This window comes from Massilia sp. CMS3.1, from assembly GCF_051262535.1.
Classification (GTDB): Bacteria; Pseudomonadota; Gammaproteobacteria; order Burkholderiales; family Burkholderiaceae_D; genus Telluria.
On the sequence record NZ_JBIMES010000005.1, the window covers coordinates 108,008 to 131,999 of the forward strand.

Annotated in this window: 23 protein-coding genes; 6 read left to right on the forward strand and 17 right to left on the reverse strand. The window is 57.8% G+C overall.

The genetic code is table 11. From position 1 onward, the window contains the following. The first annotated feature begins 19 nt into the window (after positions 1–19). Both ACHAC9_RS10020 and ACHAC9_RS10025 read left to right on the forward strand, forming a co-directional pair. Positions 20–922, forward strand: coding sequence for an alpha/beta fold hydrolase (locus ACHAC9_RS10020; protein WP_435759664.1), 903 nt, complete (start codon positions 20–22; stop codon positions 920–922). An 18-nt stretch (positions 923–940) separates the two neighbouring features. Beyond that, positions 941–1,831, forward strand: coding sequence for a hypothetical protein (locus ACHAC9_RS10025; protein WP_435759666.1), 891 nt, complete (start codon positions 941–943; stop codon positions 1,829–1,831). 71 nt (positions 1,832–1,902) lie between these two features. Here ACHAC9_RS10025 and ACHAC9_RS10030 read toward each other — a convergent pair whose 3' ends face one another. The 6 genes from ACHAC9_RS10030 to ACHAC9_RS10055 all read right to left on the reverse strand — a co-directional run bounded on the left by ACHAC9_RS10030 (position 1,903) and on the right by ACHAC9_RS10055 (position 7,557). Then, entirely contained in the window at positions 1,903–4,044 is a 2,142-nt protein-coding gene (locus ACHAC9_RS10030) for a TonB-dependent receptor plug domain-containing protein (protein WP_435759668.1), read from the reverse strand. Positions 4,045–4,048: 4 nt separating this feature from the next. Continuing rightward, on the reverse strand, positions 4,049–4,708 hold the full coding sequence (locus ACHAC9_RS10035) for an acyltransferase family protein (RefSeq protein WP_435759670.1): 660 nt from the start codon (positions 4,706–4,708) through the stop codon (positions 4,049–4,051). Beyond that, entirely contained in the window at positions 4,705–6,171 is a 1,467-nt protein-coding gene (locus tag ACHAC9_RS10040) for a peptidoglycan DD-metalloendopeptidase family protein (protein ID WP_435759672.1), read from the reverse strand. Before ACHAC9_RS10040 ends, ACHAC9_RS10035 begins: the two co-directional genes overlap by 4 nt. Positions 6,172–6,173: 2 nt before the next feature. Then, a complete protein-coding gene (locus tag ACHAC9_RS10045) occupies positions 6,174–6,548 on the reverse strand; it encodes a BlaI/MecI/CopY family transcriptional regulator (RefSeq protein WP_435759674.1) in 375 nt (124 codons plus the stop codon). Between the two features lie 74 nt (positions 6,549–6,622). Next, positions 6,623–7,117, reverse strand: a complete 495-nt coding sequence (locus tag ACHAC9_RS10050; protein WP_435759676.1) for a hypothetical protein — start codon at positions 7,115–7,117, stop codon at positions 6,623–6,625. Positions 7,118–7,263: 146 nt separating this feature from the next. Then, on the reverse strand, positions 7,264–7,557 hold the full coding sequence (locus tag ACHAC9_RS10055) for a hypothetical protein (RefSeq protein ID WP_435759678.1): 294 nt from the start codon (positions 7,555–7,557) through the stop codon (positions 7,264–7,266). Positions 7,558–7,613: 56 nt separating this feature from the next. Between ACHAC9_RS10055 and ACHAC9_RS10060 the strand changes: the two genes are divergently transcribed. Next, positions 7,614–9,305: a recombinase family protein gene (locus ACHAC9_RS10060; RefSeq protein ID WP_435759680.1), complete on the forward strand. Its 1,692-nt coding sequence runs from the start codon at positions 7,614–7,616 to the stop codon at positions 9,303–9,305. A gap of 1,811 nt (positions 9,306–11,116) precedes the next feature. Here ACHAC9_RS10060 and ACHAC9_RS10065 read toward each other — a convergent pair. Both ACHAC9_RS10065 and ACHAC9_RS10070 read right to left on the reverse strand, forming a co-directional pair. Beyond that, positions 11,117–11,338 (reverse strand): cold shock domain-containing protein, encoded by a 222-nt coding sequence (locus tag ACHAC9_RS10065; RefSeq protein WP_435759682.1) that lies wholly within the window; start codon positions 11,336–11,338, stop codon positions 11,117–11,119. Beyond that, positions 11,331–12,506: a reverse transcriptase family protein gene (locus tag ACHAC9_RS10070; protein WP_435759684.1), complete on the reverse strand. Its 1,176-nt coding sequence runs from the start codon at positions 12,504–12,506 to the stop codon at positions 11,331–11,333. The genes ACHAC9_RS10065 and ACHAC9_RS10070 overlap by 8 nt, the downstream gene beginning before the upstream one ends. 743 nt (positions 12,507–13,249) lie before the next feature. Here ACHAC9_RS10070 and ACHAC9_RS10075 point away from each other — a divergent pair. Continuing rightward, the gene (locus ACHAC9_RS10075) at positions 13,250–13,873 is read left to right on the forward strand and encodes a recombinase family protein (protein ID WP_435759686.1); all 624 of its coding nucleotides are present in this window, start codon (positions 13,250–13,252) and stop codon (positions 13,871–13,873) included. Positions 13,874–14,138: 265 nt separating this feature from the next. Here the strand turns inward: ACHAC9_RS10075 and ACHAC9_RS10080 are convergent, their stop codons facing one another. The 6 genes from ACHAC9_RS10080 to ACHAC9_RS10105 form a co-directional block, all read right to left on the reverse strand. Continuing rightward, positions 14,139–14,660, reverse strand: a complete 522-nt coding sequence (locus tag ACHAC9_RS10080; protein WP_435759688.1) for a Rhs element Vgr protein — start codon at positions 14,658–14,660, stop codon at positions 14,139–14,141. Positions 14,661–14,931: 271 nt separating this feature from the next. Further along, on the reverse strand, positions 14,932–15,756 hold the full coding sequence (locus ACHAC9_RS10085) for a toll/interleukin-1 receptor domain-containing protein (RefSeq protein ID WP_435759690.1): 825 nt from the start codon (positions 15,754–15,756) through the stop codon (positions 14,932–14,934). 250 nt (positions 15,757–16,006) lie between these two features. Further along, the gene (locus ACHAC9_RS10090; RefSeq protein WP_435759692.1) at positions 16,007–16,501 is read right to left on the reverse strand and encodes a hypothetical protein; all 495 of its coding nucleotides are present in this window, start codon (positions 16,499–16,501) and stop codon (positions 16,007–16,009) included. A 96-nt stretch (positions 16,502–16,597) separates the two neighbouring features. Continuing rightward, positions 16,598–17,425, reverse strand: coding sequence for a hypothetical protein (locus tag ACHAC9_RS10095; RefSeq protein ID WP_435759694.1), 828 nt, complete (start codon positions 17,423–17,425; stop codon positions 16,598–16,600). 207 nt (positions 17,426–17,632) lie between these two features. Beyond that, the gene (locus ACHAC9_RS10100) at positions 17,633–17,923 is read right to left on the reverse strand and encodes a hypothetical protein (protein WP_435759696.1); all 291 of its coding nucleotides are present in this window, start codon (positions 17,921–17,923) and stop codon (positions 17,633–17,635) included. Between the two features lie 195 nt (positions 17,924–18,118). Beyond that, positions 18,119–18,538, reverse strand: coding sequence for a hypothetical protein (locus ACHAC9_RS10105; RefSeq protein ID WP_435759698.1), 420 nt, complete (start codon positions 18,536–18,538; stop codon positions 18,119–18,121). 771 nt (positions 18,539–19,309) lie between these two features. Between ACHAC9_RS10105 and ACHAC9_RS10110 the strand changes: the two genes are divergently transcribed. Together ACHAC9_RS10110 and ACHAC9_RS10115 are read left to right on the forward strand one after the other, a co-directional pair. Then, positions 19,310–20,980, forward strand: a complete 1,671-nt coding sequence (locus ACHAC9_RS10110) for a multicopper oxidase family protein (protein WP_435759700.1) — start codon at positions 19,310–19,312, stop codon at positions 20,978–20,980. A gap of 25 nt (positions 20,981–21,005) precedes the next feature. Beyond that, positions 21,006–21,593 (forward strand): SCO family protein, encoded by a 588-nt coding sequence (locus ACHAC9_RS10115; RefSeq protein ID WP_435759702.1) that lies wholly within the window; start codon positions 21,006–21,008, stop codon positions 21,591–21,593. A 469-nt stretch (positions 21,594–22,062) separates the two neighbouring features. Here the strand turns inward: ACHAC9_RS10115 and ACHAC9_RS10120 are convergent, their stop codons facing one another. The 3 genes from ACHAC9_RS10120 to eda form a co-directional block, all read right to left on the reverse strand. Next, on the reverse strand, positions 22,063–22,449 hold the full coding sequence (locus ACHAC9_RS10120; protein WP_435759704.1) for a hypothetical protein: 387 nt from the start codon (positions 22,447–22,449) through the stop codon (positions 22,063–22,065). A 663-nt stretch (positions 22,450–23,112) separates the two neighbouring features. Next, on the reverse strand, positions 23,113–23,358 hold the full coding sequence (locus ACHAC9_RS10125) for a hypothetical protein (protein WP_435759706.1): 246 nt from the start codon (positions 23,356–23,358) through the stop codon (positions 23,113–23,115). A gap of 5 nt (positions 23,359–23,363) precedes the next feature. Beyond that, positions 23,364–23,990 (reverse strand): bifunctional 4-hydroxy-2-oxoglutarate aldolase/2-dehydro-3-deoxy-phosphogluconate aldolase, encoded by a 627-nt coding sequence (gene eda, locus ACHAC9_RS10130; RefSeq protein ID WP_435760057.1) that lies wholly within the window; start codon positions 23,988–23,990, stop codon positions 23,364–23,366. Between the last annotated feature and the right edge of the window lie 2 nt (positions 23,991–23,992).

A 23,992-nucleotide genomic window follows, 5' to 3' on the forward strand; every position in this document is an offset into this window, starting at 1 on the left:
ATCCCAATCAGGAGCAAAAATGAATATGAAGACCTTATCGCGCCGCGCCTTTACGGCCGGCGCCATGGCACTGTTCGCAGTCCTTCCCTTGACAGGCGCGCTGGCCGCGCCCTTCTCCTCGGAGCGCATTACCGTGCGCACCGAGGGCACCGGCCCCGACGTCGTATTGATCCCGGGTTTGAATTCGTCACCGCGCACCTGGGCCTCGACGGTCGACGCACTGCCTGGCTACCGTTACCATCTGGTGCACATCTCCGGCTTTGCCGGCCAGCCGGCCGCCGGCAACAAGGACGGCGCAGTGGCGGCGCCCGTCGCCGAGGAAATCGCCCGCTACATCAAGGAGTCGAACCTCAAGGGGCCGGCGGTCATCGGCCACTCGATGGGCGGCACCATCGGCATGATGCTGGCGAGCCGCCATCCCGGCACGCTGTCGCGCCTGATGGTGGTCGACATGTTCCCCTTCCTGGGCACCTTCTTCGCCGGTCCCGGCGCCACCCCGGCGCGGGTCGAGGCAGTCGGCGACCAGATCGCCGCCGGCATGCGTGCCACCCCACCCGAGCAGCGCGGCAAGCGCGCCAACGACACCATTGCCGGCATGGTCGACACCGAAGCGATGCGTCCGGTCGCCATCAATGATTCGATGTCCAGCGACCCCGACGTCGGCATTCGCGCCTTCCGCGAACTGATCGTGACGAACCTGATTCCCGAGCTGCCGAAGATCACGGTGCCGGTCACGGTGCTGTACGTCCAGCCGAAAAGCGTGCCGCTGGCGCCGGAACAGTTCGATGGCGTCTACAAGGCCGCATATGCGCCGATCAAGCAGCTGAGCTTGAAACGCATTCCGGACAGCGCCCACTTCATCATGTGGGACCAGCCGCAGCGCTTCCAGGCTGAGGCCGCAGCTTTTCTGTCTACCAAATAAGCGCACGCAAGCTAACGGATGAGTAAAAAGCCCCCTCTCAACAGCCGCGTCCTGATCTTTCTCGCCGGGACGGTTCTGCATGGCGCCGCCCTGGCGGCCGATGTCGTCCCGCTCACCTTCATCAACGGGCTCCCCTTCGTGACGGTCACGGTCGGCGCCGTCTCTTCCCGTCTGATGATCGACTCAGGCGGTGCGCTCGGCATCTCGATTCCGGAAACAACAGTCCACACGTCCGGCGCAGTCACGCTGCTCGACCAAACGACCAAATTCAGTGATCTGCATGGTCAAGCGTATGAGGTTCGCAATCTCGTCGCACAACAAGTCAAGGTCGGCACGACCGAACTTGGTCCGGTCGAAGGACGCGTCCATGTCCAGTGGGGAGGCGCACCGGAAGGGCCGCAAGCCGAACTGACGAGGGCACGGGAGGCTGGGGCAATCGGACTTGCGGCCTTCGGGAAGCGGCCGCTGATGTTCGATTACCGTCGCGGCACGCTGTCGATATTCAAACCCGGCGAAGGTCCGCAAGCCGGCCAACAGGATTGGCGAGCGCTGCCTCTGGCGTACGGCAAGGAAGGCCCGAACATCAGCTTGAGCGTGAACGGCAAGGCGCTCAAGTTTGTTCTCGATACCGGGGCACAGGTCAATATCGTCAATGCGGCAAGCCTGGCGCCTGACAGTGCGGCCTCCCGCTGTCAGGCTTGTGATCCCCGCGAGCTGGGACAGGTGCAAGCAGGTGACGGCCGGCCGTTGGGAAGCCTCGCCGCTGAACGGATGGACCTGAACGGGGCGCCATTCGACGGCATCCTCGGTGCGCCATTTTTCCAGCGCTACCGGGTACTGCTCGACCTTCCCACGCGCCGCTTGTTGATCTCGCCGCATGACAAGCCGGACTTCGGAAAGCCCGAATGAACAGGCGGCTCGTGGTGTCGATCGGGCTCTTGACAAGCCATGCGCGTGCGTTTTCAGGCACGCCAGCGTTCCTATAGCGATTGCTCCCACATCAGCCGCCATACCGGGTGCACACGGTAGACGGTCGTGCGCGCGTGCGGGCTGGGGCCTTCGTAGAGGAGCCGTTCGCGGACATCCCGGTGCAGGAGGTCGGCTACCGACAGGCGCAGCCGCGATGTCGCGTCGCGCTTCCACACCGCATACAGGTCGAGCTGGCGCCTGGCGCTGCCTTCGCTCGAGAGCAGCGCGCTTGACCGGTTCGCTAGCGGCGCGCGCCAGGTGAACGTACCGCCCATGTCGGCGCGGCCAGATGGCGCCACGACATCGAGTCCGAGGTTACCGCTGTACGCCGCCTGGCCTTCGATGCGGTTGTCCGGACCCCGCACGCCGTCGACGCGTGACCAGTTGCGCGCCAGGTTGATGCGCGCCGACAGCGGCCCGCGCGACGCCTTGCCTTCGACCTCGATGCCTTGCACGGTCGCGTCGCCCCCGTTGACCGGCATGGCGGTCCACACCCCCTTGTTTTCACTGATACGCGAGAGCGTGATGTCGCGGATGCGCTTGTGGAAAGCACTGACGCTGACCAGGTCTGTCTTGCCGATGTAGCGTTCCCAGGCCAGGTCGATGCCGAGGGCAAGTTCGGGACGCAGCAGCGGATTGCCTTGCTGGTCGGGGTTGGTGGCGCTGTTGTTGTTGTCGACCGTGTAGCGGCGCGGCATCAGCTGGACGATGTTCGGCGCCTTGTAGGTACGGCTGACGGCCAGGCGGAGCTGGTCGCGCGGCCCAGTTTCGGCGCCAGGCCGTTGCGGCTTGAACAGCGCCTGGAAGATCGGGCTCCAGGCGCCGGCGTCGACATCGATCGCCGCATCGGCGTTCCCTTCCCCGGTCGTGTGCAGGTCTTCGCGGCGCAGGCCGACATAGGCCGACCAGGCAGGGCCGATATCCCACTCGTCCTGAATGAAGAAGGCGCGGCGCGCCACCGTGGCGCGGTAATGCTCGTCGCTGGCGAGCAGCAGTGCGCCGGCGGCATTGCGCTGCTGCTCGCGGCGATATTCGCTGCGCCCCTTGCGGCCGAGTTCCCAGCCGGCGGCCAGGGTATGGCTTTCCCACAGCGGGCGGCGCCAGCTGCCGTTGAACGTCCATTCGCGCTCGACGGGACCGGAGGCGACCAGGTGCGATTCGAGCAGCTTGTCGCGCAGGTCCAGGCCGCGGTATTCAAAAGCGGCCTCGTGTTTCATGGTGAAGCCGGACAGCTTGACGGCCAGCCGCGCGCCGGTCTCGAACTTGCGCGTCCAGGCCAGGTCGGCATAGGCGTGCAGGGGACGCGTTTCGAAGCGCTGGTCGGCGTGCGGAAACGCGGTCGGGCGCCCAATGTCGGTGGTTTCGTCTTCGCGCTTGGCGTTGTCGATGTGGCGCTTGCGCAGATAGCTCTGCGAAGTAATGCTGTCGTCCGCAGTCGGTTGCCAGGACAGGCGCGGAGCCAGTTCCAGCACGTCTTCGACCTGTTGGTCGGTCCATGCGGTGCGGCGCAGCAGGGCCGGCTGTGCGCCTTCCTCGGTGGTGACGGCGGCGACCGGTTTTTCGTGGCGCCTGAGCGTTGCGGTGAGCGTGTACCCCAGCGCGCCCTTGCGGCCGCTGTGCTGGGCCACCAACTGCGGCGCCACATGACCGTGAACGAAGGCGCTGCCTGCCTTGATCTCGTTCGCGTCACCGCCCTTTCCCGGGCCGGCGCGGCGCAGGATCACGTTGATGGTGCCGGCCACGGCCTGGCTGCTGGTCTCGGCGGTGGGCGCGCGCCCGATCTCGATGCGTTCGATCAGGTCGGGACTGATCGATTCGAGCGAGAAGCCGCTGGGGGCCGGCAGGCCGTTGAGCAGAATCGCCACGTAGCCACCGCCCATGCCGCGCATGCGGATCGTGGGCGCCCTGCCCGGGCTGGCGTCGAGCGTGATGCCCGGCTGGCGTTTCAGGACCTCGGCCAGGCTGGCGTCGCCCTGGCGCAGGATCTCGTCGCGTCCGACGACGATGGCGGTTGTCGTCGATTGCGCGCGCCCGTTGTTGGCGCCGGTCGTGACAAGGACTTGCTGCATGGGTGGCTCGGTCGGCTGGGCGCAGGCGCAGGCGTGCGCCGCCAGCAGCAGCGCACTGGCGCTGCCGGTTCGGATGGTTCGCATGGTGTTATTGGTTGGTGGTTGCGTTCTCTTGCGCGGCGCGCAAGGCGGATTGTTCGGCATCGATGCGCGTGTGCCCGGCGCGCCAGCCCAGCACCAGCAGCGAGCCGACCAGGAGCCGGCGCGGCAGCGCCAGGCAGAGCAAGGGGAAGCCGAGGTAAAAGACTTCTTCGATGGAGAGCGACCAGAGCACGTCCCAGCCCGCGGGCGCCCAGCCGGTGCGGCCCTCGTACCAGTTGAACGTGAACGTCAGCGCGGCGCCGAGCAATCCGCCGACGCTCTGCTGTCCGGGTTCAGGCGCGAATCCCGGCACGCCCATCAGGGCGAGCGCCGTCAACAGCGCCAGTACCAGGCCAAGCAGCGGCAGGATGCGCGCCGCGCGGGCAGCATAGAAGCGGCGCAGGTCGACGCGCTTGAGGTCGCCATCTTGCCCGGCGATGCGCGTCGTGATGAGAAAGCCCGAGATCACGAAAAAGATGAACACGGCCTCGTAGCCGTTGAAGCTGATGGCGTCGAGCAGGCGTGCGGGCAGCCAGTCGCCTGCCAGGCTGGGCCCCAGCGGCAAGCGAAACGGCAGCGCGAGATGGTGGACGATCACGAGCAGGATGGCCAGGCCGCGCATGCAGTCGATACCGAAATTGCGGGACGTCTGATGCGCCACTGTCATCGGGCGCCACCCAGCAGGGCTTGCGGATCGATATGCGCGCCCTGGCGCGACACTTCGAAGTGGAGATGGGGCCCCGTGACCTTGCCCGTGGCGCCGGACAAGGCGATTCGCTGTCCGGCCCGCACGCGTTCGCCGGCCACGACCATGCGTTGATCGAGGTGGGCATACAGGGTACGCGTGCCGCTGGCATGCTCGATAACGACCACCTTGCCGTAACGCAGGCCGCCGTCGTAGCGATCGGTCGAGATGGCGACCTTGCCATCGGCAGGCGCCAGCACGGCCGTTCCGCGCGGCGCGCCGAAATCCATGCCCTGGTGCGGCTTGCCGCCGGGACGGTTGATGGAACCGAAGCTGCTGGTCACGCGCAGCTTTTCCAGGGGGGCTTGCCATGCCGGTGCGGCCAGCCCGCCCTGGCCGGCATCCTGCCACGCGAACTGCGGCTGCAGCAGCACGCTGGCGCCGCACAGGGCCGGCAACAGCAGCAAGGCGGCGCTGCTCGCCAGCGGAACATGCGCGATGGACTGGGCGTCACGGATCAGGCGGATCCGCTCGGCTACTGCCTGTACGCCGCGAACACCGAATGCCAGCGAGGCCGGCGCCAACTCCGGCGTGGCGGGACTGCCCGCCCGCACCTGCATGGCCAGTTGCGCAAGCAAGGCGGCGGCATAGCTGCGGCGTTCGCCCTGCGGGCGGCCCGCCAGCACAGCACGGTCGCAGCCGAGCTCCAGGGCCCATTGCAGGCGCCCGTGGAAGCTGTGCATGGCCGGGACAAACCACAGAACCACCTGCAACACGGTGCCGGCATGCTGCCACAGATGGTCCCGGCGGCGCAGATGCATCAGCTCGTGCGCCACGATGAGTTGCTGCTGCATCGGCGGTAAATCGCGCACATGGCGCGGCAGGAGCAGGACAGGATGCAGCAAGCCGGCCAGCATCGGCGAGACCGGCGCATCGATCTCCAGGACCGGCGGTAAGGCGCCTCGGTGCCGCGCAAACGCCGGGTGAGCATGGAGGGCTGCAGCGTCCAGGCGATCTGCGACGAACAGCAGCGCGCGCAGGTCGCGCCCGACGCGCCGCCAGCGCAGCGCATGCCAGACGGCGCCGGAGACGCACGACATCAGCCAAAGCCATGCGAGCGCCGGCAGCAGATCCACGCCCGACAGTTCGCCGGCCTCCGCCTGCAGGAAATCCGTTACCTCGCCGCTGGGCACATGCCATGCCCATCCTGCCACGCCAGGCTCGGATGCTGCTGCAAACAGGCTCCATTGCGACGCCGCCGGCAGCATCGCCAACACCAGCGTCAGGGCAGCTGTCAGTTGCGCGAGCAGCCAGGGAGTACGCCGTGCATCCAGGCCGGGCCAGCGCCGCCGCGCCAGGTGCAACAGGGCCCAGGCGACGCCGGAGCTGATCATGGCACTGATGCTCGCCTGCAGGAACAGGAGCGGAAAATGGGAGAACGTCATATTCACTGCCTGCCGTCGGGCCAGTCGTGCAGCAACTGTTCCAGCTCGGCCAGTTCGGCGTGATTCACGAGCTTGGACCCGGTAAACATATTCACGGGTAGCGGCTCATCCATTTCCATTACCCGGCGACCAAAATCGCGTGCGAAGCCGGCCAGGGTCTCGATTTTATCGAGCGCAGCCGTGTACACGTTTACGCCGTGCACGGCATGCAGCGTGACCATGTTTTTTTCCACCATCCGTTCGAGCGTCTTGCGGGTGGACGAGTACGACCAGTGCAGCTCCGGCTCGGCCTGTTCGTGCAGTTCACGGGCGGACAAGGGGTGCTGCCGCCATAAGCACTTCAGCAGCGTAAGTTCTGTAACGGATGGAATGGACATGATCGGGCTCCCGCCGTGTGACTAATGACGCAAGCTTACGACATTTGTCACACGGCGGCAACCGCTATCGGCGTTCAGCGCCTGGCTTTTTCTTCGTGGCAGCCACGCAGATCCTGCTCCCGACGCCCGCTCGCACCAATGTGCTGCACAAGCGTCTTGCCGTCGGTTTGGCGCGCCAGGCAGAAGCGCGCCACATAGCGCAGGGGTATCGCTGCACTCTTGCCGGGACGGGTTTCGAGCTGCACCGTGTAGACGATTCCACTTTCCAATACCGCAGCCGGTGTTTGCGGCAGGGCCTGCACCATGCCGCCATAGGTGATGCACATGCTGGAGGCGAGCGGGAAGGTGCGCTCGGGCGGCATCGACATATGCCATACGATGCGCTCGCCGTCCCTGACGGTCACCGACTGGAATTCCGGGATGCCGTTGCGCTGTTCTTCGCGCTCGGCGAGCGTGAAGCATGGCAGGTCGTTTTTGCCAGTGCGAACCTGCGCTTCGCCAATGCGGCGTGCGGCACTTGCGGGAAGTGTGAGGAAAATGGCGAGGCAGAGTGTCAGAAAGAGCTTCATGACAGGTTCGGAAAACGGGAAGGGGAAAGAGGAGTAAGCCTATTATGTTGCCATGCAGCAGCATTGAGGAATGTCAAACTCAGAGCTGCGGTGTGGTGAAATGGTGCTCGACAATGGCGTGGTCCGCGAAGGCTGGTTGTCGGCCCTTATCTCGCCCGGCGACTAAGCGGTAAGCCTGCGAGCCTGCGTGCAAAACCACGATGCAGATTGTCGCGGCTGGACGGATCGGCAAGAAATCCCGCCAGCACCCGCTCGTACAACGCCAGGTCGTTCTGATAGCGGCGCTGGCGCATCGCCTCCGGCCGCCCTAAAAACTTCAAGACAAAATAATCGGCCAGCAGGTCGCCCTGCGCTTCCATGTTGTAGTCGGCAAGCGTCGCATCGTCACGCAGGTCATAGTGGTACGGCAGGCCGATGCGCACGGCGCCGCGCAGGCGCACCGGGTAACCCAGCTGGTGCTGCCAGACGTGGACTCACTTCTGATAGACTACACACCATGAATAAAGTCTATAGCTATATAAGGTTTTCAGACCCACGACAGGCCGAGGGCGACAGCTACCGCCGCCAGCTTGCCGACACACTCGCCTACTGCCAGAAAAACAATCTACAACTGGTCAGCGACAGCGATTACATGTTTTTCGACAGGGGCGTATCAGCCTATTCCGGCAAGCTCCGCGACGACAACACCGAGCTTTCCCGGTTCCTTGCACTGGTACAGGCAAAAGAGATTCCAGCAGGTTCTACGCTCATAGTCGAAAGCCTCGACCGACTGAGCCGGGAACACGTACGCCAAGCCCTGCCCCGCTTCATGGACCTGCTGAACGCTGGCATAACGATACATACCCTGCACGGTAACAAGACCTACCACGCCGACAACTACGACCAGTTCGACTTGTTCCAATCAATCATGGAAATGTCGCGTGCGCACTCCGAATCAGAAATCAAGTCCAAGCGCATCAAATCAAGGTGGCAGGCGAAGCAGGAACAGGCTAAGGCAGGCGTCCCACTTGGCAAAACGAAGCCCGCATGGCTCGACCTTGTGTATGTTAACGGATCGACCGAGAAGCCCGACGAGAAGGCCAAGGCCGTAGGTTTCAGGGTGAACGCTGACCGTGCAGCCGTAGTGCGGCAGATTTTCCAGTACACACGCGACGGATGCGGCAGGAACGCAATCGCCCGTATGCTGAACGAAGCCAAGATTCCAGCTTTCCGCACGAAGACCGGCTGGGGCCAATCCACTATCCATCAAATTCTGAACAATGAATCTGTGCTGGGCTTTTACCAGCCGTACACCACGGGCGATGACGGCAAGCGAGTGCCACGCGGCGAAGCGTTCATGTTCTATGAGCCGATAATCGACCGTGCGACGTTTGACGCTGCCAGAGCCGCTACAGCAGGCCGTGACGCTACCAAGGCCCGCAAGCAAACACCAGACTTCCAGATCTGGCAGGGAATCGCCAAGTGCGCCCACTGTGGAAGCCCGCTGCACACCTACGGCAACGGCAGAAAGGCCAAGGAAGAAGGCCAGAGCGCCCCACGCTGGATGCGATGCTACAACGCGAAGAAGGCCAAGTGCGAAGCCGGGAGCATCTCAGTTCAGAGCATCGAACCAGTGTTCGCGGAAATCCTCGCCAAGCTGAACATCCTTGCACTGGTGCAGAGTAGCGCCAGCGCGATTAATGCCAAGCTGGAAGTAGTAACAGGCCAGCTTGTAGCCGAGCGTGCCAAGCTGGAAGACTTCAAGGCCGACTACGCCGCCCGACGATCCAACACGATCCGAGACCTGATGTACGAAACAGAAGATCGGATAGCCCTACTGGTAGCACAGGAACAGCAACACCTTGCCGGCCTAGCCGCCGACCAGATCGTAGACAAGGCCGACTTTTTCGCGCGCCTCGACCTTCACACATTCACCGGCCGATCGAGAGCTAACAGCATCTTGAAACGGTTGCAGGTAGAAGTAAGGATCGACCCGGCGCAGCGACGCTTCCACGTACGGAAAGCTGGCGTGCCAGTGTTCGACCTCGTACACAAGAGGGGCGAAGAATTCCTGGCGTATCCCGCTAACAGCGAGCTATCCGGCATTATCCAGCGACAGGACGGCACGTGGACCCCGATGCTTGCTGACGACGACAACGGCGAGGAACCCGATTACGAGAGCGAGGGCCACGACAGCCGAGACTATTAGGCCGCCCCCCGGCTACTCGCTCTACGTACTTCACCAACGACCTGGCAAAACGCGAACCGGCTTGACGAGACAGCTTAAACGCGTTTTAAGGCACGGCCACGCTGCGTATTCGCGTTGCACATGGCAAAGCAGCATCAAGCGTGTAGACGCTCTCAACATGCTCTCAGCGGTCCCATCGCGTAAGTTGAGTTGGCCTCTAGCGCTGAGGGGGTCGTCGGTTCTGGCGCTGCTAGTGCACGCCGAAACTCTATCGAACCTATAGAAGAACCGACATTTGCTCAGTGATACCGCATCTTTATGCAACGTTCTCTCTATGAAAAGCATAGCTGCCTATATGCGACAGCAGGCTCGCGATGCATTTTCCGTCAAAACGCTAACGGTCCGTCTAGAATTTTGAATCATGAATTTACGGTCAAGTCAAGCATTTATTTGACTTTTTAGATCTGACATGCGAGAATCCGTTTTCCGGTGGCAACCGCACTAGGTAAGCTCTAACGCCCTAAGGCCGCCCATCCTCTACAGCCCCGAACTTCTTCCTTAATTGGACAGTTCGGTTTTTTTTCGCCTTGAAAGCTCCCATGCACAAGTCAACAAATGCCGTTCGCGGCACCAACCGAAAGGAAACATATGATCAAAACTGCATCCCCCCTCCAACGTGGTAACTATCCCCCGTTTCTGCCACTGAACTTCTACGAGGCTCCACAGTACGCTCAGTACCGACCGCTTCCAGTGGTTGTTAAGGCCCCTTCTCGTTGGCTAAAGACTTCATCGACGACGCCCAGGGAACGGACAAGGGGCAGACCAGCAATACTCTATACAAACTCAATAAAAGCGCATCTAGCCAGCTTTAGTGCGCCCGGCCATGCTTTGTCAAGACTGCCAGGATTGGACGACGCCGTAACTGGCGCAGTGAATCTTGACTATTACGGCAATACACGGCCGCTCAGCAAAAAGCTAGTCTTGGTTTTGCTACGACGAATCGACGTTATCTCTTCAGCCGAGGTACAAGCCTACATGCATTGCTCCTTGAGGCAGTGCACTTTGCGTCACGCTCAACGACTTGCACAATGCCTTCGTGTCATTGAGAAAGCGGCTGCGAAGCTGGCTCGAACGCAATGGCCCAAGCCGGATCAGTTCGAAGAAAACGACGGAAGCGCAGCGCCTCAAATCCCGCCGTGTGGCAAAGCCACCTGTACGATTTGTCGCAGTGGCGTAGCTCTAGCCTCAGCATGGAGTCTGCCTGCTGAACGGGATGATTCCGGAGACGGCAGTGCCAGCATGTTTGCAGTCGAGGACGTCGCATTCGACACCGACACAACATTGGACGCCTTCTCGACGGACAATTGGTCAACGTTCGACGACGACTCGGATTAAACGACACCTATAAGAAGCCGTGCGGAAGCGAGGCAGCAATACGTTATGTCTGTTTGTTCATGGTTGCGCAGGAAGTGCTGGAAGCACGAGCCGGTAGGCCGTTGAGAATTATTGCCACTACTTTTTCCCAGAAGCATTTCATGCGTATTCTTAATCTACAAATCTCCCTACGACACCCTACGGGAATCCCGACCCAGTACAAAGCCATGGCGTAGCCATGTTGTACTACACCTACGGGTATCTCCTTCCAGTGCATGAGCAATGGCGTAGCCGTGTCATAATCCCTAATGCTCGTATCCCGATTGCATCGCAGCTAGGTCGTTCAGAGTACATCAGTCGCTCAGGGGATACTGCTGACCCAGATAACTTTTCCCGCAACCGTTTTCAATGTGTGACTGCGTCAACGTAATCGCACTCACTTCCAATTAAACTGAGTGTCACCCAATGATGCTTACGTTCCGAGCACGCGGCCCCTTAGGATTAGAAGGTTGCTCCAGTTGAAACTCGACCATTGAGCCCAACGCTGCCTTCGCATCTCGGTCGTCTCCGATGAAATCACTATAATGGACAAACACGTCCTTTCCTTGTTCCCGTCGAATGAACCCCACTCCTTTTATCGGGTCGTAAGCATTCAATACACCACGAAGAATTTCACTCATAGAATGATCTCAAGGTTTTAACAGGACGTTTTTTATTTAACGTTTGTTGTAGTCTGGTTGCAACTTGCACGTGAGTACGTTTAACGATGGCAATGCGATGCTGAAGTTTGTAGTATTTTTTTACGTAGCCTATGGTGCCGTTGTCCTTACCTCGTCGGCAATACTTTTCGACTAAATTAGCGATTTTTGCTACGCCACGATCGTCATAAATTGGTTGGATGTCGTCTAACAAAAGGCGCAATCGCATCGCTCTCTTATGCTTCAACCGCAACAACAAAGCCACCTTACCTGACACAGAGAGGTACTGCTGATGGTAGTCATCGGCGAATCGTCCCTCTGCCAGGGCTTTCCGTCTTAGTTTAATTACCTCGCTCGCAATTGCAACTCGCTTTTCCGGCTCTAACTTCGGCGCCCCCCGATTCACCCATAGCCCGGTTATCAACATAAGATCCTCTGGGTTGGATTTTGATCGAACCTGGGTTTTCTTGGGATGTAGATGAAAGCCGTAAGAAGCAACCATCTTCGAAACCCGGTTGATAATTTTCGTTAACCGAACGGTCGAGACAGGCTTCTGGCTACTGATTGTTATATCATCAATGAGTCGTGTATAGACGAAACCTTGACCTTCGAAACTACACGCAAGCTTGTACTCTTCTTCGAACATGACGAGATTCGAAATGACGGAGCTGGTAGGCGATCCTTGAGGCAGTCTTCCGTTGAGCGTAGTTAATAGGGCAAGCACCTTTGCCACGTCCGGAGGAAACTTGCAAAGTAGCATAAAAGTCTTCTCTACCAACTCTATTGTGATAGATGGAAAGAAGCTTTTGATATCAACCATGACAGCCACGTCAGCGTTGCTGTGAGCGTCCGCATTGGAGTAGAAATCTCGCGGGGTTGACGCTTTGATCCCCCCGTGCAGGTAACTCGGATATCGAAGGTGGCAAAAAATCCGATTGAGAATACGCTTTTGCAGAACCTTGAGTTCCAAGTTCGGCTCGGAAAGCTCCCTATTTTTTCCTTTAACCAGCTTGTCAAAGATTAAATAGTTTTTCTCACCACGACTCGCCAAAGTAGTGAGGCGTCTTTCGGTAACGTTAAGCGTTTGCGCAAGAGCGGAAATACTGCCGATTGGTGCGCCGACATAGAAGATTTTATGAGAACCTGCCATAACCACAGATGGAAAATCAGTGAGAGGGGTTAGCTGATATTAAGGTAAGACATCCACTTTTGTACTTCGCTAACTAAATACGGCCCGCAAGCAATAACAATGCTTACGAGTACGGATTTAAACTTGCCAGCGCCGGCGGGTTTGTCGTTAATGGGAATCTCCCGATTCACCACAACCAAGTTCTTTACAACAATGTTCACTACGGGACTATGATTATCCATAATAGCTTTCTTTCAAGTAGACACCATTTCTGATGTAGGCCCCACAGGATTGTGGGACTTGCCTAACATTGAGATTTGCTATCGAAGGCAATAACCGGCGCGGCAGTTCCCTCTCACGTCATTACGCCTAACTGGGGTAGACCCTAGGTCGGCTCCCGTAAGCAAGGGCATCAAGCATTCGCTTAGCGCCCGGCTCCCGGTCGTGATCGCTTCCCAAAGGATTTGATCGCCCCTAAAAACAGAGGCACGTATCCTTCGATTCGTAGTTTGCACCTTGAACACCCTCAGGTATCCACCTGATTCTCTAACTATAGCAACAGCGGTTTCTAGTTGTAAAGAAATATCATTACCAAAAGTCGACTGTTTTGCTGCATCGGTTTATTTTGACCATGGCTCAACTAGACCAGCAGTCTGACGATAGCTCCACGGTACGGAAATCAAAATGCACCAATTAAAATAGACCATACTTAATAGACTGTGTATAATAGACTTGTCGACACAGCAACCTGAAAGGATTACACCATGTTTGTACGCGCTTATCTCCGAGCATCGACCAAGGGCCAAGATGCCAACCGTGCCAAAGCCCAGCTTGAAGCATTCGCCGCTGAACGCATCCTGACCATCGCCAAGTTCTACACCGAGAGCGAATCTGGCGCATCGCTGCAACGCCCTAAGCTGTTTGAACTGATCGAAGACGCCACGAAAGGCGACATCCTTCTGATTGAACAGGTAGACCGTCTGTCGCGCCTGAATGAATCGGACTGGGATGCACTGAAAGCAGCACTGAAAGAAAAGCAGATCAAGGTTGTTGCGCTCGACCTGCCTACTTCGTGGATGCTGACGACCACGGACGAGACTACTAGCCGCATGTTCTCCGCTATCAACGAAATGATGCTTGATATGCTGGCCGCTATCGCTCGCAAGGACTACACCACTCGCCGCGAACGCTCCGCTCAAGGCGTGCAGAAGGCTAAGGCAGAAGGCAAGTACAAGGGCCGCATCGAAGACACCGAGCGCAATGCCCTGATTCAGCGCCACCTGAAAGCAGGCCAATCAAGCTGGGCCGAAATTATGGAACTGGTAGGGTGCAGCCGTGGCACGGTAGCGAAGCAAGCCGCGATCCTAAAGGCAGAACAGGCAGCCTGAGTGCCGCTAGGAAGACACCAGAGGATCACCAAGGGTCGAACGGTAACTCATCAATATCAACCCAGCCAGAACGATCCTAGACGCGCCACAGGCCCGCTAAAGCGTTCTTGTATATTTTGCCAGCCAGACCAGCCTTTTCAACACCCCACCCAAACTCATTCAGCCAAGCGTTCGATCCCGCTAGGTTTCCGACCCTCTGGATATTCGGCAGATTCCCGCATCGAATTCACCCCGAAGCCCTGATCGAAAATTCCAGTTTACGGGGCTAGCCCTTACGTCTTGCTAGGTGCCTTAGGGGCAGCAGGCAGCGACCATAACCGCCCGGCAGATTCGCCACGCTGGCGGGATCGTCAAGAAAGCCAGCCAGTATTTCCTCGTACAGCGGCAGACTGCTTGCGTAGCGTTGCTGGCGCATGGCTACCGGAGAACGCAAGTGCCTGAGCACAAAATAATCGGCCAGCAGATCACCCTGCGCCTCCATGTTGAAGTCTGCTAGCTTCTTGCCCGGTGCCAGAGCGTAGGCGTATGACAGCCCGATGCGCACCGCGCCCCGAAGGCGCACCGCGTATCCCAACTGAAATTGCCATACATGCGTCATTTCGTGAATGAACCAATGCGTGTTAGTAGCGGATGCCTGGGCGTAGTCGTCAAGGAAGCAGGACGCATGAAAGTACAAGTGACCGTTGGGCGTCATCGCGCAGTTCTTCGGCTGGAAAGGCATGTAGCGGCGGGCATGGATGCGCACACGTTGGTAGTCGATGGCATCGCGGAACAGCAGCGAGGCCATGGCGATTTCGCCAGCGGTGAGGAGACGCCAGCGAGGCGAATGCAGGCGACGATAAGGTAGGGCATCCATCGGTTACTTTTGCAAAGTCGAAAGGCTTGGCAAGCTTAACTCAAATTGCGCGGATACCGTTTTGAACAGCTTCTCGATAACATCACCGCGTCACAGACGCCCTTCGTAAAGACCCGAAGCCGTCCTTTCGGCCCGCACCAAGCGGACGTTCAACGTGTAGCAACTTGGCCTGCTCGACTTTTTGTGGCGGTCAGGCGGAATGCTAGAGGCCAAAGTGCATTTTCAGTGCTGGTGTAAGCTCATTGGCAACATGCTCAACAGTCAAACTATCACTTAGCCTGAGGTATTTCTTCATTTGGAGGAATGGAGGCAATCGGTCATGAGCCACATCATTCGCAACAACGCATAAGAGCAAAACCTTATGCCCGCTCCCATAGCGATTCAAGAACCCTTCCATTTCGGTCTTGCACCAGGACGACGCCAAAAATTCAGGAGTAACAAAGAAAATCACTGCCCCAGATTCAACGATGCCATCTTGAATGGCAGCCACAATTGTTTCTCCATATTGAATATTCACTTTATCATACCAAACGGGTAGTCCCTTGCTGTTCAGGTATGGGATCAAATCCTCTACGAACGGTTTGTTATGGGACGAATGGCTTAAGAATACGGGGAGTGTTTTACCCAGCGGCTTCATGGAAATAGCAGACGCAACCTTTGATCGATCTTTATACCAAAAAAGGTGAGTTGCCACGATGTCAACGCTATCGGGGCCAGCTGTCGTGGCATGCTGGAATCGGCTGTTTGTCAGTTCGCTAAACAGATCGTCGTTAGTGAGGTCTGAACGATATCTCGCTCCGCATGCCGCCATCGCCTTTTTCATCTCATCAATCTGTCCTTCTACCGGAGTCTCATAACCAAAGACCACGTAAAACTCTAAGTTGTAGGGATTGTTGTTGGCATAAAGAAAGCAGTAAGCAAGCTGATACGCGTTCTGAGTTGCAAGAACCTCTTTTAAGCGATTCAACACAAACGAATGCTCTCCGTAATCACATTCCCAGACAAAATCTCTATACGTGGTAGGCATGAGTAGGCTCAAAAATTTTAGGTGCCACACTAAAAAGACTCAAAGGATTTTATTTCCTTGAGAGAAAGGCTGCAAATCAATTCTTTATGGTAACAAGCGTAACATATTCAAGGTAACTTTATCTTTAATTATGAGACGGATTCAATATTGTCAATCTTTTAGGAGTCGAAGACTCACTCACGTTTTATGTCTTGGCACCTATTCGAACGCTTTTTGTGGAATGTTTCGTCTCTCCACATGGGTTATCGCTTCAATCATAAGGTGCAATAAATTCAGCATGTAATTCGCACATCGCAAGGAATCGCGAGTAATCGTCACTGAGTTGCATGGCACAAGCAGTCTGCTCTACTAAAATTGCGAATGTAACCGTGCGCATCTCACCCGATTTTTTGTGGTAGCGCAGCATTTCAAACGACGCGCCTCGCGGAGCGTCATCAGGTGCTCCCACCAACGCGAGGGTTCCATGAGCAACATGGTTTCGAGTTTCATTGAGTGGTAGAGTGCGGGCGACAAGATTTTTCAACTCGTCCATTGCGGGCGATCCAGGCTTCCGCCCTATTGTTTCGAGAATTATATCAATATGTTCGGAAAAGGTCTTCTTATGCCAATTGGACGGAAGTTCTTCTTTCAGCACTTTGGTATAGATGAGTTCGAAGAGCCAATCAATTTCATTCAATGAAAAAATAATTCGCCCGAGATGAGCCGCCCAGACTTGACGATCACTGCCGTTTGCAATTTGAACCATTATTGTTCTCTGCCTTAAATTTAGGTCCATGAGCGCCCGTTCTCAGCCCAAAGCAGACGTAGTGATTTGCCGTAGGCTGCCGCTCAACCGTTCAAGTTAGCTTTCATCAAGGACTGAAAAGTCTAAATTGATGATGATTTGAGACAGATCAGTTTTTTCCTTTTTGCAGAAACGCTTGATATCTGCCCAAAGAGGCCATCCAGAAGATGGCGATGCTATCCCAGCCATTTGGACGCCGAAATCATTGGTGCCGTTATCATACGTGAATCCGTGATTGTCCAAGATGGAAAAACACTCCCGTAATTCATTCGATGCGAGGTTGGTGGCCTGCTTCACTTCAGGAACTGAAACCTCCAGAGCGGCTGAAAACTGTCCCTTCGCCCCTCGATTTACGAGGATTACGAATAGCTCCCTAGACGGCATTGGTATTTTCGCAAGCTTGGCGGTCAGGGGCTGCAGTTCTTTCAATGCTTCCGCAAGTTCGTCATCCGAACTTTTCCAGCCAAGAACTCGATCAAGCTTTCTCAGGTTCTTCGCAAAGAGCGGTTCTATCAGTGTCGTGTGGTCCGTTACAGTCTTCAGCATTGAACCGACGACATCAGAAAATAATTTTTCGTGTTCTTCCTTGATTCGCTTCATGCGATCCACGTCGAACTTCAGAACATCGTCCGTTTCCACGTGATGGTCATAACACATAAGCACCAAGTTAGTAGGATGGCGCCGCTGCTCATTTGTTTGATGCTTGTTAAAACGTTGACCGCCAGGTTCAGCGGCCTCGATATGGCAGATCTGTCCGGCAAAGATGCCCTTCGCATTAAATAGCGCCTTTTTGCATCCCGGAAACGCGCAGCGATTACCAGACTTTAAATAGAGCTCTCTCAATGTTTCACGTGTTGGGGCAAGTCTTTTCGGTATCTCAGGCATTGCAAGGCTCTTGTGAAGGTAAGCGAACCTTATCCTACCATGGCAATGTTTCCAAAGTAACACCGCGTACGCGGAACGCATGAATGACTGCTTCTGGCCCAGCTACTGAACGCTCAGAATGCCTAAGTGTATGGCAATGTCACTCACCGGACACGCCTGAAGTGCTGTCAAACGCAGCGTAGTTCATTTCGGTCGCAAGCACTTCGATTACCGGTGTGCAGACTGCCACAAGTTGACCATCTCGTGGATGAACCAGTGCTGGTTGGTGACGGACGCCTGCGCGTAGTCGTCGAGGAAGCAGGATGCGTGGAAGTACAGATGGCCGTTCGGCGTCATCGCACAATTCTTCGGCTGGAAGGGCATATAGCGGCGGGCATGGATGCGCACGCGCCGATAGTCGACGGCATCGCGGAAGAGGAGCGAGGCCATGGCGATTTCGCCCTCGGTGAGGGGGCGCCAGCGATGCGATTGCAGGCTGCGAAAAGGTACGGCATCCATCGGATGACTTTTGCAAAGTTGAGAGGCTTGCCAAGCTTAACTTAGATTGCTCGGATACCGTTTTGCACAGCGTCTTGAGAGCACACAGCCTGACAGCTACCCTTCATAAAGAGCGTCGCGACGGGACCGAACCAACGGGCTGTCGACGGGCTTCCGTTTGTGGTTGCTGAAACCGCCCGTACAACATCACGCAATCTACTTATTTGGAGCCTGACTTGTTTCCGGCCACTGAAAATCCTTGAGATTCTTGAGATCCAGCGGCGCATTGAAGTCTGGAGGAGGAGTATTACTTGTCATTGGCCATGGCTTAACGCCCTTGGACTCACCTGGTGTCATTCCGCCGAGGTGGCGTAAAATTTCCTCGTATTCGGGGTGGCCCGGCTTGTATCTCATGTCGGTAGGTGTTGTATGTCCTCCCCCCGGGAACCAGAAAATCAGGGCGAGCACGATCGTCCGGTCCTTTAGCATTGTTGCGGTACCAATGTTATCTGGCATGTTCGGTTTGGCCGCGGTCGTGTCCGGATGCACCCTGTCCTGGAAATGCTCTTTCGCTGGCGGGGTCGCGTTAGCTGCATGAACGTATGCCAGCGCCATGGCGAGAATTAAACTCTTCATCTTGCCTTTCTTAGTTGCTGCGCTTTCGAAGGTCTGCCTCTGGCCCGATACCGGACGGTCAGCATCCCTCAGTCTATGGCGGAGTTACTCTCGGGACAAGCTAGAAATTTTGTTAGACGCGGCATCAGTTCCGATTCGGTTGCCGGTACCTGATCATCGGTGTGCAAAGCGAATGCTTCGACGCCGCTCCATTCCTTGGATTACTGCTAACCAAATGCTCTACAGCGATTTCATCGCCGGCACCTGGACTAAGACTCGGGCTGCGACCAAATTTCTAAGTACTTATCCGGAATTAAATGTGAAATTTTGGCAAACAGAACCGGATGCGATGCAAGGCGGACGCTGCGCGGCAGTGCGAGCACTGCAAGTAGGGGCCAACGCAGCAGCGCGCCGGTTATGGCCGCCAAAAAGCACATTTATTTACGGGTAGGTACTTAGCAGCCCGCTCCGCGCCTCCCGCGATATTGGCGAGCAAAGCCAGGTCTGCTGACTCACGTTGCGCCGGCAGTGTCCGGGATTTGTCCCGATCAGGTCCGTGCCGGCTCGCAGTGCCGGCAAGCAAAGCCAGGACTGCTGAATCACGCTGCGCCAGCAGTGTCTGTGGTTTGTCCCGGCTATTTTCTACATGAGATTCTCAAAACCTGTTTGTCCCATTGCGCGAAAGCCTAGCATGGAGATGCTGAACAGGCACCGGCAACCGCCGGCCCGGAACCGCGTACTGCATGACATGGACGGGAAGCGAGCAGGACGCACTTTTCTGAAGGAGTGGTCATGGATGTCTCTTCCACCAGCGGCGTGCCCCAGCCCGGCCGCAGGGTGCTCTTGAAGGGTAGCGCCGTCGCCGGCGGCCTCGGTGCAGCGTATGGCTTGTTTCGGCCGAATCCCGGTGCGGCCCAAACCACCACCATCCCTTATCTCGCACCGTTCGTCGATCCGCTCCCCATCGCACGGGTAAAGACGCCCAGCGTCCTCACGCCAGCGCCCGGCGAACGGGCAGTGCCCGGCGAGGCGGGCCGCGATCCGCACCAGCGTTGGGCGGAATTCCTTCCGAAGCTTACCTACGAGCTGCGTGTAAAGGCTTTTCGCCACAAGTACCACGCCCACTTGCCCGAGGAAACCTGCTGGGGCTACGACGGGCAGATTCCGGGGCCGACTTTCGTTGTGAATGCCGGCAGCCCGATCGTGGTGCGTGTGCACAACGAGCTGCCGCCGGACCATATCGGTTATGGCACGCCCGAAATCAGCACCCACCTGCACAGCGGTCATGTCGGTCCGGCATCCGACGGCTTTGCCGACAGCTGGTACAGCAGAACGAAATGCGGGTCGAGCCTGGCCTACCCCGGCGCGTTCTTCGACCACCATTTCCCGAACTTCCCGCCCGGCCAGAACCCGAACGCCACCACGAACACCCTGTGGTACCACGACCACCGCGAGGATTACACGGCGCCGAATGTGTACCGGGGCCTCGCCGGCTTCTACATTGCATTCGACCCGCTTGACACTGGAAACGAGATGACCGGACTGCGCCTGCCCAGCGGCGTGGGCAAGTACGATATTCCGCTCCTGCTGCAGGATAAGAAATTCGATTCGTCAGGCCGGATCGTCTACGGCCAGTTCGACCAGGAAGGCTTCCTGGGCAATCATTTCCTGGTCAACGGCAAGGTTCAGCCGTATTTCAAGGTCGAGGCGCGCAAGTACCGTTTCCGCATGCTCAACGCCAGCATGGCCCGTTACTTTGAGATGTGGATTGCCGACGAATCCAACAGCTACAAGGACTTCCACTTCATCGCCAGCGATGGTAATTTGCTCGAGCGTCCGCTGAAGCTCAAGAAAATCCTGCTTGGTATGGCTGAGCGTGCCGATATCATCGTCGATTTCTCCTCCTATCCGCCGGGTACGAAGCTTTACCTGGTCAACCGGATGGCCCAGGATGACCCGCGCAAGCCCGACGACGACCGGCTCTCGCCAGGCATCCGCATGCTCCGTTTCGATGTCGTGGCACGCACCGCGCCGGACAACAGTGTGATCCCGGCATTCCTGCGTCCCTTGCCTCCCATCGACAGGTCGCGGGTTGCCCGCAGACGTCTGTTCGAGTTCGGGCGGAAGAACGGGCAATGGACGATCAACGACCGCTTTTTCAATCCCGACCGCGTCGATGCGGCCCCCAGGCTGGGCGTACCGGAAATCTGGCGGTTCGAAACGAGCGGCGGCTGGGCGCACCCGGTGCACGTGCACCTGGATGACTTCCGCATCCTGTCCATCGACGGCAAGGCACCGCCGCCGGAGTGGCGCGGGCGCAAGGACACGGTGTCCATGTTGCAGGGGCAGGAAATCGAGATCCTGATCGAATTCCGTGATTTTACGGGCAAGTACATGATGCACTGCCATCATCACATGCATGAGGATCACGCGATGATGATCCGTTTCGATGTCGTTCCCTGAACCGCTCACCGTGAAGGATCGTGAAATGAATGCCAGACGAGGTTTCATCGCAGCCGGCATCGGCGGGGCCGTGTTGCCCGCCATATCGGGCAGCTCGGCACGCGCGGCGGCGGGCGCACGCGTCGACGATTTCCCCAACCCCCTGCTGCTGACACACGAGGGACAGCGTGTCCGCTTCTATGACGACGTGGTCAAGGGAAACAAGGCACTGCTGTTTAATATGATGTATGCCAGTTGCCGGAACATCTGTCCGCCAAACACGGCCAACCTGCTCCAGATGCACAGGCTGCTGGGCGACCGGATGGGAAAGGATATTCATTTCTATTCGCTGACGCTGCAGCCCGAGATCGACCGCCCGCGCGACCTGCAGGCCTACGTCCGGCGCTTTCGCATCGGTGCAGGCTGGACTTTCCTCACCGGCACGCGCCGTGACATCGACGAGATACGGCGCAAGCTGGGATTTTTCGACCCGGATCCCGCGGTCGATGCCGACCTGGCGCAGCACGGCGGGATGGTCCGGATCGGTAACCAGGCATTGGACCGCTGGTCCATGATGCCTTCCTTGATGCCGCCGGCCAGGCTGGCCAGGACCGTCGCCGATCTTGCGCGTTAAAGCGGCGGACGTTGGCGGCGAGCGTATACGCTGCCCGAACGCCCGGGGCGGCAATCCCGCCCCGGGCTCGGCGCCCCTCTGCTAAGTACCTACCCGTAAATAAATGTGATTTTTGGCGGCCATAACCGGCGCGCTGCTGTGTTGGCCCCTGCTTGCAGTGCTCGCACTGCGGCGCAGCGTCCGCCTTGCATCGCATCCGGTTCTGTTTGCCAAAATTTCACATTTAATTCCGGATAAGTACTTAGATCGCATTTTCCGGACTTTGTAAGTGTTAAGCAGGAATGCTTTCAACGACAATCGTTCAACACGAGTCATAACAAAATTAGCAATATGGAAAATGGGCATGACGCCTGATCAATGAGGTGTGACACTTTGGCGCCGCCGTCGCCCCGAAAAAACTTGCGCTACGCCTGCTGATTGAGACGCACATGACGCGCGCCTATGTCACGCTACCGCTGCCACGTTTTACTCAGCGCGAGCGAGTTTTCATTGTCAAATTAAACAAGAATACCGCGACGGCCAAGCCAACGAAGGTGCCGCCAATATCGTGAGGATCATAAATCAATGTGCGACTCGTTTGCTGCATCATTTCCCAACCAATCAGGGCGGCCGCAGTCGCGAGCAAGAGCCATATAAACACCTGCCGCGCCGCCAGGTAGGTCTCAGCGGGCCGCTGGTCCGCCCATATGCTCAGGGCGACAAACGGGATCGCGATCGCGGCTGTAACGTTTGGAAGCACACCCAGTAGGTAGGCAACAACTCCTGGATCATGCTCGAACCGCCGCGCGAAATGGACCAGGCTCAGAACCGCAAGTGCTGCAATTCCCACAAGTGAAAAGCGGGTAGAAGGTTTCATATTAAAAAGGCTAAGTCAAATCCGTGGCGCAGGCAAATTACTTTTTGTTATTGCGCAGTTGCCAAAAGCAGCGGTCCGTAAACCGGAAGACTATCGCCCTGATCCGAACGTCTGCTCCTGGCCCATCCTGTGTCAAGACGTAGGGTAATGTAAACGAAACGACATCGGTAAACGTTGAGCCAGTATCTCATCGCTACGGGTGCCCCATGAAGCGCTTTATTCAAGGCGAGGAACGCGGACAAGGTACGCTACTGCCTGAGCACCTGAACGACTAAGTACTTGACCGGGAATAAATGTGAATTTTGGCAAACAGAACCGGATGCGGTGCAAGGCGGCGAGTGCGCCGCAGTGCGAGCACTGCAAGCACGAGGCAACGCAGCAACGCGCCGGTTCTGGCAGCCAAAAACACATTTATTTCTGGGCGAGTACTTAGGTGAGTGAGGACAATTCGGTTCGCGTCGTCGATATATTTGTCGAAGAGCTTGATCTTGCCAGCCTCGGATTCGGGCGCGTGCACCGGCGAAGACCGATACCGGACGGTTAGAATGCCTCAATGTATGACGATGTTACATACAGCACAAGCAACAAGCAACAAGTCTAGTTAGACGCAGCACCAGTTCGTCTCAGTCGCGTGCACGTCGATTTCCGGTGTGTAAACTGCCACTACTTGACCATCTCGTACATGAACCAGTGCTGGCCGGTGAGGTTCGCCTGCGCGTAGTCGTCGAGGAAGCAGGAATGGTGGAAATAGAGACTGCCGTTCGGCGTCATCGCGCAGTTCTTCGGCTGCAGGTAAGGCAGGTAGCGCCGGCTGAACACGCGCACGCGGGCATAGTCGACGGCATCCCGGAACAGCAGGGACGCCATCGCGATTTCGCCCGCGCTCAAAGGACGCCAGCGTTGTTTCATGCAGCTTATCTGCGCAGCGCCGACGCGGCGCGGGCCAGCGCGGTGATGCGGTCCCAGTCGCCGGCCATGATCGCGTCCTTTGGCGTGAGCCAGGAGCCGCCGACGCAGGCCACGTTCTTGCAGGCCAGGAAAGCGGGCGCGGTGTCGATCGAGATGCCGCCGGTCGGGCAGAAGGTCACGTCCGGCAAGGGGCCTGCGATCGCATTGAGCATGCCGACGCCGCCCGCCGGCACGGCCGGGAACAGTTTCAACTCACGAAAGCCCGCTTCGCGCGCGGCCATCACTTCGGAGGGCGTCATCACGCCAGGCAGCAGCGGCAGGCCGCTTTTTTTCGCCGCTTCGATCAATGCGTTCGTCAGGCCGGGCGAGACGCCGAAGACGGCGCCGGCGTCGCGCGCGGCGGCGAATTCCTCGCCTTGCGTCAGGGTGCCGACGCCGACGATGGCGCCTTCGACCTGCGCCATCTCGCGGATTGCCTGCAGGCCGTGCGCCGTGCGCAGTGTTACTTCGAGCACGCGGATGCCGCCGGCAACCAGGGCTTTCGCGAGCGGCACGGCGTGGGCTGGATCGTCGATGGCGATCACGGGAATCACGCTCGCCGAGCGCATGATGTCAAGTACGGTCATGGTCATGG